Origin of the sequence: Streptomyces paradoxus (genome assembly GCF_014202475.1) — a bacterium.
GTDB classification, from domain to species: domain Bacteria; phylum Actinomycetota; class Actinomycetes; order Streptomycetales; family Streptomycetaceae; genus Streptomyces; species Streptomyces paradoxus.
This window is the reverse complement of sequence record NZ_JACHGV010000002.1, coordinates 583,571-597,583: the sequence shown is the minus strand read 5'-3', so window position 1 is coordinate 597,583 and position 14,013 is coordinate 583,571. Positions and strand designations below refer to the sequence as shown.

At 71.6% G+C, this 14,013-nt stretch carries 11 protein-coding genes; 8 read left to right on the top strand and 3 right to left on the bottom strand.

Features of this window, described 5'->3' with window-relative positions:
- Nucleotides 1-162: 162 nt before the first annotated feature.
- Entirely contained in the window at nucleotides 163-2,046 is a 1,884-nt protein-coding gene (locus tag HNR57_RS07620) for a protein kinase domain-containing protein (protein WP_246554381.1), read from the top strand.
- Between the two features lie 92 nt (nucleotides 2,047-2,138).
- Here HNR57_RS07620 and HNR57_RS07615 read toward each other — a convergent pair whose 3' ends face one another.
- Entirely contained in the window at nucleotides 2,139-3,629 is a 1,491-nt protein-coding gene (locus HNR57_RS07615) for an amino acid permease (RefSeq protein WP_184558094.1), read from the bottom strand.
- Nucleotides 3,630-3,908: 279 nt separating this feature from the next.
- Between HNR57_RS07615 and HNR57_RS07610 the strand changes: the two genes are divergently transcribed.
- Entirely contained in the window at nucleotides 3,909-4,394 is a 486-nt protein-coding gene (locus tag HNR57_RS07610; protein WP_142163952.1) for a ribose-5-phosphate isomerase, read from the top strand.
- Between the two features lie 325 nt (nucleotides 4,395-4,719).
- Nucleotides 4,720-5,529 (top strand): Fpg/Nei family DNA glycosylase, encoded by an 810-nt coding sequence (locus tag HNR57_RS07605; RefSeq protein ID WP_184558091.1) that lies wholly within the window; start codon nucleotides 4,720-4,722, stop codon nucleotides 5,527-5,529.
- Nucleotides 5,530-5,542: 13 nt separating this feature from the next.
- On the opposite strand, the gene HNR57_RS07600 is transcribed toward HNR57_RS07605, so the two are convergent.
- Entirely contained in the window at nucleotides 5,543-6,802 is a 1,260-nt protein-coding gene (locus HNR57_RS07600) for a GNAT family N-acetyltransferase (RefSeq protein WP_184558088.1), read from the bottom strand.
- 162 nt (nucleotides 6,803-6,964) lie between these two features.
- Between HNR57_RS07600 and HNR57_RS07595 the strand changes: the two genes are divergently transcribed.
- The 4 genes from HNR57_RS07595 to HNR57_RS07580 all read left to right on the top strand — a co-directional run bounded on the left by HNR57_RS07595 (nucleotide 6,965) and on the right by HNR57_RS07580 (nucleotide 11,927).
- The gene (locus HNR57_RS07595) at nucleotides 6,965-8,143 is read left to right on the top strand and encodes a PP2C family protein-serine/threonine phosphatase (protein WP_184558086.1); all 1,179 of its coding nucleotides are present in this window, start codon (nucleotides 6,965-6,967) and stop codon (nucleotides 8,141-8,143) included.
- A gap of 120 nt (nucleotides 8,144-8,263) precedes the next feature.
- Nucleotides 8,264-9,052, top strand: coding sequence for an ABC transporter ATP-binding protein (locus HNR57_RS07590; RefSeq protein WP_184558083.1), 789 nt, complete (start codon nucleotides 8,264-8,266; stop codon nucleotides 9,050-9,052).
- Nucleotides 9,052-11,475, top strand: coding sequence for an ABC transporter permease (locus HNR57_RS07585; RefSeq protein WP_184558080.1), 2,424 nt, complete (start codon nucleotides 9,052-9,054; stop codon nucleotides 11,473-11,475). The genes HNR57_RS07590 and HNR57_RS07585 overlap by 1 nt, the downstream gene beginning before the upstream one ends.
- Nucleotides 11,476-11,489: 14 nt before the next feature.
- Nucleotides 11,490-11,927, top strand: coding sequence for an HD domain-containing protein (locus HNR57_RS07580; protein WP_184558877.1), 438 nt, complete (start codon nucleotides 11,490-11,492; stop codon nucleotides 11,925-11,927).
- A 15-nt stretch (nucleotides 11,928-11,942) separates the two neighbouring features.
- On the opposite strand, the gene HNR57_RS07575 is transcribed toward HNR57_RS07580, so the two are convergent.
- On the bottom strand, nucleotides 11,943-13,055 hold the full coding sequence (locus tag HNR57_RS07575; protein ID WP_376772209.1) for an acyltransferase family protein: 1,113 nt from the start codon (nucleotides 13,053-13,055) through the stop codon (nucleotides 11,943-11,945).
- Between the two features lie 697 nt (nucleotides 13,056-13,752).
- On the opposite strand from HNR57_RS07575, the gene HNR57_RS07570 reads away from it, so the two are divergent.
- Nucleotides 13,753-13,947 (top strand): hypothetical protein, encoded by a 195-nt coding sequence (locus HNR57_RS07570; protein ID WP_010041885.1) that lies wholly within the window; start codon nucleotides 13,753-13,755, stop codon nucleotides 13,945-13,947.
- Nucleotides 13,948-14,013: the final 66 nt, after the last annotated feature.

The window sequence follows — 14,013 nt, the reverse complement described above, 5'->3', positions numbered from 1 at the left end:
TCCTGGTGCGGCACGAAGTGTGACCGTTGTGTTTCACTGGAGTCGGTCGCGGTGTCGTGGAGGGGGTGCAGCGGATTGCCGGGAAATGCGAACAGCGGCGGTGTTCCAGGGATATTGGTGACGGGACGCTATCGGTTGGTCGAAAGTATCGGCCAGGGGGGAATGGGGCGGGTGTGGCGAGCCGCCGACGAAATACTCGACCGGCCGGTCGCCGTCAAGGAAATGCGAATCGACGGTCTCGACGCGGAGGACAGCGGGACCCGCCGCGAACGCACCCTGCGCGAGGCCAGGGCCACGGCCCGGATCGACCACCCCAACGTCGTACGGGTCTACGACGTGGTCGACGAGGGTGAACGCCTCTGGATCGTCATGGAGTTGGTCGCGGGCCGCTCCCTCGAACGGATCCTCGCGGAGACGGGCCCGCTGAGCCCCGGCGAGACGGCCCGCATCGGACTGGGTCTGGTCGCGGCGCTGCGGCAGGTGCACGAACGGGGCGTACTGCACCGCGACATCAAGCCCGGCAACGTACTCGTGGAACCCGCGGACGGGGTGGCCGGATCCGGACGCGGCAACGGCACCGGTTCCGGCCGTGGCGGGCGCGTCGTCCTCACGGACTTCGGGATCGCCGCCATCCAGGACGCCAAGGCGCTCACGATGGTAGGCATGCTGGTGGGTTCGCCCGACTACATGGCCCCCGAGCGCATCTCCGGCCGCCCCCAGGGCCCGCCGTCCGACATCTGGTCCCTGGGCGCGACCCTCTGCGCGGCCCTGGGCGGCCGCTCCCCGTTCTCCCGCGACACCACGCTGGCGACCCTGCACGCGGTCCTGTACGAGGAACCGGAACTCCCCGCCGCAGCAGGCCCGTTGCGGGACATCCTGACGTCCCTGCTGGCCAAGGAGCCGTCGGCCCGCCCGGACCTGGAGGCGCTGGAGACGGCGCTGCGACCGGTGGCGTTCCCGGTCCCGACACCGACGGTGGCGGTCGGGGTGGGACCGGGGGAGGCGGAGCCGGAACGGGTACGGGAGCCGGAGCCGGAGCCGCAGTCCGGGGCGGAGGGGTCCGCGCCGGGTCTGCCGCCGCAGCCCGCCCCACACCTGGAAACCACCCTCGGAGGGCCACAACCGGCCCTGGACCAGCAGTCGCGGGCACCTGCGCCCGCACCCCCGCAGGAATCACCGACCCCCGCCTGCCTCCCGGCGCCCCAGGACCCCCGCCAACCCGCCCCCGTCCCGGGCCCGCACCCCCACCCCGCACACACCACACCCGCGGAAGCGTCCGCACAGCCCCGGGGTCCCGTCTCCCTCACCCGCGCCCAGGCGGAGACCGAGCACCGCCCCCACCCCGCGCCCACGCCGATGCCGCCGGGCGAGCTCCCCGGGCCGGCCGTCCCGGCCGCACCAGGCCCACGTCCCCGCCCGGGCCGCCGCCGTACCGTGCTCACGGCCGCGGCAGCCACCCTCGCCACCGCCGGCACCGTCGTCGCCATCCTGCTGGCGACGTCATCAGGCTCACCGGGTGACGGCGGCACTCCCCGCGCCGGATCCTCGGCGTCCGCGCCGGTCACCACCGGCGGCACCACCACCCCCTCGCCCACCGTCGAGGGCACCACCAGGCCGCAGACCCTGCCGCCCGGCACACACCGGGAGGCCGGCGGGTTCGCCTGGGCGACGCCGGACGGCTGGCGGCGGGACGTGAAGACGGGCGCGGAGGTGCACTACACCTCCCCGGACGGCGCCCAGGAACTGGTCGGCAAGTCCTCCCTGGCCCGCGGTGACCTGCTGGAGACCTGGCAGACCTCGGAGCGCAACGCCCACCAGGGCCAGGACTACCGCAAGATCCGCCTGGAGGAGACGACGTTCCGCGGCCACCCGGCGGTGGTCTGGGAGTACACGTTCACGCTGAAGGGCGTCCACTGGCACGCCCGTCTGCTCGGCTTCAACGTGACCGGCAAGTCGTACCAGGTCAACACGTGGTACGACGCCGGGATCGAGCAGGAGGCACTCGCCACCTACGAGAAGGTCAGGGACAGTTTCACGGTGCTGTAGACGGCCGTGGGCAGACGAAAGGGGCCTGCGGCGCGCGACAGCACGCACCACAGGCCCCTTTCACCGCGAACGGAGAGGCGGCGGCCGGAGGATCAGCCGGCCGACACCTCGCTGCGCTCCTCGCCCTGAGCCTGCGGGGCATCGGCGGCCGGCCGTCCCCCGCGCACCCCCTTCTTCACGAAGGCGATGACGAGCACCACGGCGGCGACGAGCAGCGACAGCAGGATGGTCTGGCGCCCGTCGTGCTCGGTGTCGGTGAGCATGTAGCCGAGGATGAACACGATCAGTCCGGCAGTCGCCCAGGTCAGGTACGGGTACAGCCACATCTTCACCACGAGCTTCTCGGGCGCCTCGGCCTTGATGATCTTCCGCATGCGCAGCTGGGAGAAGCAGATCACCAGCCACACGAACAGGGCGACCGCGCCACTGGAGTTCACCAGGAACAGGAAGACGGAGTCCGGGAACTTGTAGTTGAAGAACACCGCGACGAAGCCGAAGGCGACGGAGGCGAGGATCGCCGTGCGCGGCACGCCGTTGGACGTCGTGCGGGCGAAGGCCTTCGGCGCGTCACCGCGCTGGCCGAGGGAGAAGGCCATGCGAGAGGCGGTGTAGAGACCCGAGTTCAGACACGACAGCACCGAGGTCAGCACGATGAAGTTCATGATCTGACCGGCGTGCGCGATGCCGAGGGAGTCGAGCGCGGCGACGTAGGAGCCGTCCTTGCTGATGGCCTTGCTGTCCCACGGAAGCAGGGACACGACGACGGCGATCGAGCCGAGGTAGAAGACGGCGACACGCCAGATGATGCTGTTGGTGGCCTTGGTGACGGCCTGCTGCGGGTTCTCGGACTCACCGGCGGCCAGGGTGGCGATCTCACTGCCCATGAAGGAGAAGACGACGAGCAGCACACCGGTGAGGATGGCGCCGGCCCCGTTGGGCAGGAAGCCGCCGTGCTCGGTGAGGTTGCTCAGCCCGGCCTGCTCACTGTCCACACCGGGCAGCAGCCCGAACACGGCGAGTCCGCCGATGACGATGAACGCGGCGATGGCGACGACCTTGATGCCCGCGAACCAGAACTCGAACTCGCCGTAGGAGCCGACGGAGACCAGGTTGGTGGCGGTCAGCACCACCATCACGATCAGAGCCCAGCCCCACTGGGGCACGGCCGGGATCCACCCTTCCAGGATCACGGCGCCGGCGGTCGCCTCGACGGCCAGCACGACGACCCAGAAGAACCAGTACAGCCAGCCGATGGAGAAACCGGCCCAGGACCCGAGGGCCCGGTCGGCGTGGGCGGAGAAGGAACCCGAGGTCGGGTTGGCGGCCGACATCTCACCGAGCATCCGCATCACCAGCACCACGAGCGTGCCGACGAGTGCGTACGACAGGAGGATGCCGGGCCCGGCGGTGGCGATACCGGAGCTGGAGCCCACGAAGAGCCCAGCGCCGATGACACCGCCGATGGCGATCATCGAAAGATGCCGGTTCTTGAGCCCGGCCTGCAGCCCGGAGCCCTCGGCTCCGGGTTCTCCGGGGCCTCCGGGGTCGTTTCCGGTCTTGTTCAGAGTCGGCTGCGAGGTCATGGAACGGATTTCCTTTGCGCCGGGGAGCTGTACTTCCGCACGGAACCGTGCGAGCCGCACGAACGGGGTGTTTCGCGGCACGCCGGTGTACGGGGGACTCGTACGAGCGGTGTACGAGCCGGTCCAGTGAATCGGAGGCGAACGGCTAGGAGAACCTCTGAATCCAGATTGTTACTTGAGGTTTTCCTGAGCTTCCGTAATGCGGCTCACATTCGCCCAGGGTTTTCATGAGCGCCACCCCGCGCGCCTTCCCCGAAACACCCGTGTCACACTCGTCCCATGCGCGTGTACCTCGGCTCGGACCATGCGGGCTACGAACTCAAGAACCACCTCGTCGAGTGGCTGAAGGAGGCGGGTCACGACCCCGTCGACTGCGGCCCGCACATCTACGACGCCCAGGACGACTACCCGCCCTTCTGTCTCCGCGCGGCGGAGCGCACGGCCGCGGACCCCGACGCCCTCGGCGTCGTCATCGGCGGCTCGGGCAACGGCGAGCAGATCGCCGCGAACAAGGTCAAGGGCGTCCGTGCGGCCCTCGCCTGGAGCGAGGAGACGGCGTCCCTGGGCCGTCAGCACAACAACGCGAACGTCGTCGCGGTGGGCGCGCGCATGCACTCGCAGGACGAGGCGACGAAGTTCGTGGAGACGTTCCTCGGAACGCCGTTCTCCGGTGACGAACGTCACATCCGCCGGATCGACATGCTGTCCGCCTACGAGACGACCGGCGACCTGCCCCCGATTCCCCCGCACCACCCGCAGCAGTAGCCCGACCCTGAGTCCGCGACCTCCCGGGCCCGGTGTCACCGGTGCCCGGGTTTTGCGATCGGGTGGGGGCGGGAGTTCAGTCCCGGCAAGGCCGGAGCCCTGCTGAGGGCGGGGCCGGCTTTCCGCGGGGGTGCCCAGGGGCGGAGCCCCCGAGAGGGCTAGCAGGGGACGAAGTCCCCGCCGGAGCCCCGCGGCGTTTCGATCTGGCCTCTCGGCCAACCGTGTCGGGCAGGCGGGTGGGCGAGGTCCGCCCGGGGCGGAGCCACCAGGCGCTTCGACCGGGCGGCGGCCCGGAGGGCAACCGCAACGATCACAGGGAGACCCCGTGCCGGAAGGCCACACCATCCACCGCCTGGCCCAGGACTACGCCACCGCCTTCCTCGGCACCAAGCCCCGTACCACCAGCCCCCAGGGCAAGTTCACCCCCGCCGCCACCCTCCTCACCGGCACGGAACTCACCCACACGGAAGCCCACGGCAAACACCTCTTCCTCGGCTTCCGCGACACCGACTGGATCCACATCCACCTCGGCCTCTTCGGCAAGGTCACCTTCGGCCCGGCCCCCGAACCGCCCCCCACCGACACCGTGCGCCTCCGCCTGGCGGACGACACCACCTACGTGGACCTCCGGGGCCCCACCACCTGCGCCCTCATCACGCCCCCGGACAAGCAGGCGATACACGACCGCCTGGGCCCGGACCCGCTCCGCGACGACGCCGACCCGGACACCGCGTACCGCCGCATCACCCGCAGCCGTACGACGATCGCCGCCCTCCTCATGGACCAGAAGGTCATCGCCGGCGTGGGGAACGTCTACCGCGCGGAGGTCCTCTTCCGGCACCGCGTCGACCCGTACCGCGCCGGCAAGGACATCACCCCCACCGAGTGGCACGCGATCTGGACCGACCTCGTCGGCCTCATGCGCGAGGGCGTCCGCAACAACCGCATCGACACCGTCCGCCCGGAGCACACCCCGGAGGCGATGGGCCGCCCGCCCCGCGTGGACGACCACGGCGGCGAGGTGTACGTCTACCGCAGGGCCAACCTGCCCTGCCACATCTGCGGCGGCGAGATCCGCACCGCCGACCTCGCCGCCCGCAACCTCTTCTGGTGCCCGACCTGCCAGCGCCCCTGAGGAACCCCCGACCTCAGAAGCCGTGCGGCAACCACGGGGCCACGCCGGTCCCGAACCCCAGTGAGGCCTCCGCCAGCGCCCCCCGCCGCACCTCCCGGACACGCCCCGCCGTCCCCAGCGAGGCCAGCGACACACCCCCGAGGTACGCGGCTCCCAACTCCCGTACGGACAGCGCGAGATCGGCCGCATCCGCCGTACGCTCGCAGGACGCCCCCTTCGCATCCCCGCTGAGCCGCCAACGCCCGGAGTTCCAGGGGCAGAACGCGTCCTCCACTTCGAGCACCACGTCCACCGGCGCCTGATACGTCCGCGCCTCCAGCGCGGCCCCCAGATGCACCGGCCGCAGGTACAGCGCATCCAGCACGCGCGGCCGGCATCGCCGGATGTCGGACACCCAGTGCCGCCACGCGTCGTCCACCGGTCGGCCCCGCCCCCGCAGCACCAGCGACGACGTCAGGTCGATGCCGAACAGGAACCGCCACAGCGCCGCGTCCGCCGCTGGGTCCAGCGCGGCCGAGTTCTCCAGGATCACCGAGCCGTTGGGCCCGGCGGCCTCCCAGTCCGGTTTGACGCGGTATCGCGCGTACCCGACCGTCTCGCCGTCCCGCTCGGCCAGGACGCACTGCAGTGGAGACGCTCCTCCCCGGTCGCTCTCCGGATCGAGCACCTCGAGCCGCTCCCAGCCTGGCTGCCGAGCCAGCATCCCGGGCCGCGAAGGGACCACCCGGGCGTACACCGCCTCACAGACATCGAGCGCGTCGGCGGGAACGGCGTAACGCACGCGCACGTCGTCCGTGCCCACGGGCAGGGACGTGAGCCCCACCCGGGTCGTGTCGATCTCTGCGGTCAACTGGAAGGTGGCGGCGCCGTATCCGAACCGGCCGTAGATCGCCGGTTCGGAAGCCGTCAGCACGGCCAGCGGCTCACCCGAGGCCCGGACGTCGTCCAGCTGCCGCCGCATCATCGAGGTCAGCACCCCGCGCCGGCGATGGGTGGCGGCCACGCTGACCATGGTGACGCCAGCGGCCGGAACCGAGGCGCCCCCGGGCACCGTGAGCCGGAAGCTGAACGCCCCGGCCGTCCCCACGCACTCGTCCCCGTCCCAGACGGCGAGTGAACGGTCGGCCTCGGTCAGCGAGTTCCACAACTCCCGTTCCTCGGCGGACTCCGGCACCCCTCCGAAGCCCCGGATCAGGGTGTCGTACCACTTGTCCCAATCGTCCCGCCGAAGGACCCGCAGACCGGGCGAAAGGCCGTTCGCGTCAGTAGCCATGAGCCATGCCTACCAGGGCAATGCGGGACCAGCGAGCCAATTTCCCCCGGGGGGCGGCACAGCGGCGCGCTGTGAAGTTCACTGTGAAGTCGGCCCTCGGACGGGGGACAAGTAGGACCTCCCGTGCCAAGAGGCTGGTCCGATGGATAGGGTCCCGAACTAATGGCATCAGGACGAGAGCGGCGCGCGGAAGCCGAGACGTTCACGGCCCGGTTGAAGAAGCAGTGGCACCGGGTCCGCGTCGGCGTGCGCCGAGCGGCCGTGGACTACTTCCGCGGCAACGGCTCGGACTGGATCGCCCTGGCCGGCCTGCTCCTGATGGTTCCCGTGATCGCGGCGGCCACCCTGGCGAACTCGGTGTGGTTCTCACCGGCCGCCCTGGTCCTGCCCGTCGTCGTGGGCGGACTGCTGCTGCGCCCGGCGAGCCTGCTCGGCCTGTACGCGGCCGCGGCCACCGCGCTGATCGTGGAGTCGGTACAACTAGGCCCGTACACGGAGGGCCCGTCGCGGGTCACCCCGGGCGTCGTCCTCGTGGTCGCGGCCTGCGGCTTCTTCGGGCTGCTCCTCGCCCAGTTCCGCAGCCGGGTCGGTGTGCCCTGGCGGCGCGGCGGCACCATGCTCTTCGACCTGCGTGAACGCATCCGGGTGCAGAGCAAGCTGCCCGACCTGCCGGGCGGCTGGCACCGGGAGATGGCCCTGCGCCCGGCGGGCGGCCAGTCGTTCTCGGGCGACTTCGTGGTGGCGGCCCGTACCAACGGCGGCCGCACGCTCGAAGTCGTCCTCACCGACGTCTCCGGCAAGGGCATGGACGCGGGCTCCCGCGCCCTGCTGCTGTCCGGCGCGTTCGGCGGCCTGCTCGGCTCCCTCCCGCCGCACGCCTTCCTCCCGGCCGCCAACGGCTACCTCCTGCGCCAGGACTGGGACGAGGGCTTCGCGACCTCCATCCACCTGGTCCTCGACCTGGACTCCGGCGACTACGAGCTCTACTCCGCCGGCCACCCGCCGGGCCTCCAGCTCAGCGCCGGCACCGGCCGCTGGGAGGAGAAGGCGGCCGAGGGCCCGCTCCTCGGGGTGTACGACGGCGCCCAGTTCGACCCGGTGAAGGGTTCGATGCGGCCGGGCGACGTGCTGATGCTGTTCACGGACGGCCTGGTGGAGACCGCCGACCGCGACATCGTCGAGGGCATCGACCGCCTCACCGGCGAGGCCGACCGCTACGTGGCCGGCGGCTTCCACGGTGCCGCCTGGCATCTCATCGAGGCGGTCGCCAAGGACGTCAACGACGACCGGGCCCTGCTGCTGATCTGCCGCGAGGGACCGACGGCCGCCGCTCCCCGCTGAGGTGGGGTTTTCCCCAGGCCGGCCGGGCGGTCCTCCTCATGGTCCGGCCACCCTCCGGTTCCGTACGTTCGAGACACACCGGCGCACCGGTGCGGACGACTCGGATCCGGAAGGACACACATGTCAGGCGACTGGGCCGTGGAACTGCACGGCATCCGCAAGCGTTACGGCCGCGGCCGCACCGCCGTGCACGCCCTGCGCGGCGTCGACCTCTCTCTCCGGCACGGCAGCTACACCGCGGTGATGGGCCCTTCGGGGTCCGGCAAGTCCACGTTCCTCCAGTGCGCGGCCGGCCTCGACCGCCCCACGGCGGGCACGGTCCGCCTGGGCGGCACGGAGATCACCGGGATGAAGGAGAACAAGCTCACGGCCCTGCGCCGCACCCGCATCGGTTTCGTCTTCCAGGCCTTCAACCTGCTGCCCTCGCTCACGGTCGAGCAGAACGTCGTCCTCCCGATGCGTCTGGCCGGGCACCGTCCCGACCGCCGCCGCGCGGCCGAGGTGCTGCACCAGGTCGGCCTCGGGGACAAGGCCCGCCGCCGCCCGGGCCAGCTCTCCGGCGGCCAGCAGCAGCGGGTGGCCATCGCCCGCGCCCTGGTCACACGCCCCGACGTCGTCTTCGCGGACGAGCCGACGGGCGCCCTGGACACCACCACCGCCACGGAGATCCTCACCCTCCTGCGCGGGGCCGTCGACACCCACGGCGCCACGGTCGTCATGGTCACCCACGACCCGGCCGCCGCGGCCTGGGCCGACCGCGTCCTGTTCCTGTCGGACGGCGAGATCGTCGACCACCTGGACCGCGGCGCCGCCACCGGTCACGACCCGGGCCGCGCCCACGCCGACCGCATCGCCGCCCGGATGACGTCCCTGGCCGTCCCGCGCGCCCACACCGGGGCGGCCGCCTGATGCTCGCCCCCAACGGCCTCGCCCGGGCGGCCCTCCGGTTCCGTCCCGCGGCGTTCGTGGGCACCTTCGTCGCCCTCGTGCTGGCCGCCACGATCGTGTCGGCCTGCGGCATCCTGCTGGAGACGGGCGTGCGCGCCACGGTCCCACCCGAGCGCTACGCGCGTGTCCCCGCCGTGGCCGCCGCCGAGCAGCGGGCCGGAAAGCCGGACGAGAGCGACGCGGTGCCCGACCGGGCCCGCCTCGACGACTCCCTGGTCGCGAAGGCCGCCGCCGTCCCCGGAGTGCGCGCGGCGATCCCCGACGTCACCTTCCCGGTACTCACGCCCGGGGGCAGGCTCACCGCCCACGGCTGGGGCTCCACCGCCTTCACCGGTGAACGCCTCACCACCGGCCGCGCCCCCGGCCCCGGCGAGGTCGTCGTCGCCCACGACCGGCACGCCCCGGCCGGTGACACCGTCACCCTCACCCTCCCGGACGGCCCCCGCACCTACCGCGTCGCCGGCACCGCAGCCGCCCGGGACACGGTCTGGTTCAGCGACGCCGAAGCCGTCCGGGTCTCCGGCCATCCCCACCGCGTCGACGCCATCGCCGTCCTTCCCGACCCCGGAGTCGGTGCCGCGGCCCTCGACGCCCGCCTCACCCGCGCCCTGGGCGGCCGGGCCGAGATCCACACCGGCGACGAGCGGGGCACCGTGGAGAACCCGGCCCTCGCCGAAGCCCGCGAGGTCCTCATCGGAATCGGCGGCTCCTTCGGCGGCGTCGCCACCATGGTCGCCGTCTTCACCGCCGCCGGCACCGTCGCCCTCGCGGTCGGCCGCCGGGCCCGCGAGTTCGCCCTGCTGCGCGCCGTCGGCACCACCCCGCGCCAGATCCGCCGCACCATCGCCACCGAGGCGCTGCTCGTCGCGCCGGTCGCGGGCGCGCTCGGCTGCCTGCCCGGAATCGCCCTGGCCGCCTGGTGGTTCGGGCAGCTGAAGGACAAGGGCGCCGTCCCGGAACCCGTCCAGCTCGCCGTCTCCTGGATCCCCCTCACCGTCACGACCGGGGCCGTCCTGGTCACCGCCCTGCTCGCCGGATACACCGCCGCGCACCGCAGTTCCCGCATCAAGCCGGGCCAGGCACTGAGCGAGGCGTCCGTGGAGCGGCTGCGCCCGGGCTGGATCCGCACACCGCTCGGCGTGGCGGCGGCGGCCGGCGGCTTCGTGTGCGCGGGCCTGGCCGCCTCGGAGTCGGGCGAGGACGCGGCCAACGCCGCCCTCGGCGTCGTCATGCTGTTCATGCTGGCCGTCGCCCTGCTGGGCCCGCTGATCGCCCGAGCCTGCGCGTCCCTGTTCGGACTCCCGCTGCGGGGTGCGGGAGCCCCCGCCGCCCTGGCCGCCGCCAACTCCCGCACCAACGCCCGGCGTCTGGCCTCCGCGATCACCCCGATCGTGCTGGCCATGGCGTTCTCCTCCGTCCTGGTCTTCCTGCACACCAGCGAGGAGCGGGTCACCGCGGAGCAGCAGCGGGCGGGCATCGTCGCCGACCACATCGTCACGGCCGACGGGGGCGCCCTGCCCCCGGACTCCGTGCGACGGGCCGGGCACACCCCGGGAGTCGCCGCGGCCGTCGGCCTGCTGAAGACGTCCGTCCTCGTCCGTGCCTCGGGCGTCCTGACCCCGGTCTCCGCGCAGGGCGTCACGGGATCGGCGCGCGACCTGGCCGCCGTACAGGACCTGGACGTCGAGAAGGGACGGCTGTCGCTGAAGCCGGGGGAGATCGCCCTCGACGCGTCCGTCGCCGAGAACGCGAACGCCCGGGTCGGCGAGCGCGTCCGCATCCACCTGCCCGACGGCACCAGGGCCACCCCGCTGGTGGTGGCGACGTACGGCCGCGGCCTGGGCCTGTCCGAGGTCACCCTCGGCCGGACCGACCTGGCCCGCCACGTCAGTTCGGCCTTCGACACCGAACTGTGGGTCAAGGGCGGCACGGCGAAGGCGCTCGCCCCGCTCGGCCGGGTCCTGGACCGCGCCGACCACACCGCGGCCCAGTCCCTCGACCGCGAGCTCAACGCCTGGGCCAACACGATCATGGCGGCCGTCCTCGGCGGCTTCGCGGCCGTCGCCGCCGTCAACACCCTGGTGATGACGGTCCTGGACCGCCGCGGCGAACTCGGCACGCTCCGCCTGCTCGGTTCCACCCGCCGCCAGGTGCTGCGCATGGTCCGCTGGGAAGCGCTCCTGGTCGCCGTCGCGGGCATCGCGCTGGGAACGGCGATCGCCCTGGCCACGCTGGTGCCGATGATGAGGGGCCTGACGGGCCGGGGGCCGTACATACCCCCGCTCGTGTACGGCTCGTTCGCCGCCGCGATCCTCGTCCTCGGCCTGGCCGCGGTCACCCTGCCGGCCCGGGCGGCGCTGCGCGGGGAGACACTGGAGCGGTGACCGAGACATCGCGCATGACCCTGGCCCAGGTCGAGGCCACCGCCCGCGCCGCGCACACCGGCCAGAGAGACAAGGCGGGACGGCCCTACACCGAACACCTCCGGGCGGTGGCGGAGGGCGTACGGGCGCGGGGCGGCGACGAGGAACAGATCGCGGCGGCCTGGCTGCACGACGCCGTCGAGGACGACGTCCTCTCCGCACGGTGGCTGCGGGAGGCCGCGCTGAGCAGCCGTACGAAGGACATCGTCCTCGCGGTCACCAAACGGGCGGGGGAGCCGCCGGAGGCGTACGCCGCGCGGATCCTCGCCACGCCCGGGGCGCTGCTGGTGAAGGAGTCGGACCTGGCGCACAACGCGGACCCGGCCCGCCTCGCGGTCCTCGACGAGGCGACCCGTGAACGACTGACCGAGAAGTACGCACGGATGCGCGCACTTCTCGGTCTCGTGGGATGAACTCCGCTGTGCGGGTCAGGCGTTGACCTTCTCGCGCTCACGCTCGCGCCGTTCGCCGCTCTGGCGTTCGCGGGCGAGTTGGGCGGCGTCCTTCTTGAAGGCCCACTCCATCTTCGGCTCCATCGCGAACCGGAACCCGCGCTGCACCGGCTTGGTGCACAGCGCGGTCACGACGGCGGCCGCGAGGACGGTGACGAGGATCTCACCGGCCGGCCGGTGCAGCCAGGACGCCTCGAACCAGCCCTGGTAGTCGCCGGCCTTCACCAGGAAGCCGTGCAGCAGGTAGCCGTAGAGCGTGCCGGCGCCGAGGGCCGTGAACCACATGTGGCGGCGCGGCACCCAGGCGAAGAAGCAGGCGGTCAGCACCAGGGAGCAGCCGAACATCGCGAGCACCATGACCGGGCCGGTCCACCAGGGCGCACCCAGCTCCTGTGCGGCGTCACGGTGGTAGAACCACGCGGTGTTCATGCGCGGCACCGCCCACCAGCTGAAGGCCAGCGCGACGGCGAACACCGGCACCGAGGCGATCCGCACGGAACGGCGGCGCACCATGTGGAAGTGCTCGGGCTTCATGACGAGGCCCAGCACGAAGAACGGGAGGAACTGCAGGACGCGCTGCAGATCCAGGTCGTCACCGATCTCCGGCGTGACGGTCGCCAGCATGGCGAGCCCCAGCGCGAGCGGCAGCGGCCAGCGCACCAGGTTCCAGATGGGGGTGGTCAGACGCCAGATGAACAGCGCGACCAGGAACCAGGTCAGGTACCAGGGGTCGAGGAGGCTGATCTCCTGGTGCGGGTCGTTGTCGATGACCCGCTTGAAGAGCGGATAGGCCGTCTCGAAGATGATGTACGGCACGGCCACGCCGGTGATCAGGCGCTTCAGCCGGTCGGGCCGCATGTCGAAACTGCGCGAGAAGTACCCGGAGATGAGGATGAACGCAGGCATGTGGAACGCGTAGACGACCTGGTACGCCGCCTCCAGTATCCGGCTGTCGCTCTTGAGCGGCTCCCAGGCGTGGCCCATGGCCACCAGCACGATCGCGAGGTACTTCGCGTTGTCGAAGAACGCGTCGCGCTGCTTGCCGTTCTGCTTCTTCTGCGTGCTCAGCGGCGAGCGCGGGCTCGGCACTCCGTCGGCCGGCGACTGTGCCGGGGGAAGTGGCGCCCTGCGGTCGCCGTTCGGTCGCAGCGAGTTCGTCACAGACCCTCCCACCAGGAGCTCGGGGAGACGATCCGGGACCTCGCTGCGCGTTCGGGGGACGAGGCAGCGTGGAACATCTGAGGCACCCTAGCGTTCCCTGCAGCTATTCGTAAAACGCCGGACGTGATTCCTGGCTATTCGCTGCGGGTACCCCCGGATTACGGGTAGTTGACGTCACTGTCGGCGTGATGGCCGACACATCATCCGTTGGCGGATTGTGTGCACCACCTGGGCCCTGCTTGTCGTGATACTTCCGGACTAAGCGGTGCATAAGACCAGCAGGCGACTCCAGCGGAATGTCCGCTTCAGCCCTCTTCGGACCCTGCCTCACGGGGTGGTTGATGGGCATGTGGCAGCAATTCGAATTAGCTGCGAACGCGTTGTGTGGAGATGGAAACGATGCGGTCGAATTCCCTGTGCGGATGGCTCGTCGAATTGCCGTGCGACTCCTCGGTGTTGAGACCCTGAACACAAACGTGCCGCGCGGCCGGGTGCGACACGTGTGTGGTCGATGCGTCACCGGCCGCATAGCCCGGCCGTGTTGGTGGCACGATGGTTCTGGCGGGGGTGCGCGGGGTCGCGTCCCCGGGCCGGGAGAGCGGACCGACCGAGGGTGTGATCAGTTGTGGCCATTTCACTGTCTGTGGTGCTGCTGTTGGCGATCATCCTTGTGGTGTTGCTGAGAGGGGGATCCATCAAGGCGGGGCCGGCGATCGTGGCGATCCTCTTCGGCTTCTTCCTCGCCTCGACCGGCATGGCCCCGTCCATCAACCGGTTCCTCAACTCGATAGCGGAGACCATCAACTCCATCAGTTTCTGACCGGACGCCGGCATCTCCTCCCGCGCCCCGCGCCCCGCGCTCAGGGCCCGGCGCAGGGGCGGTTAC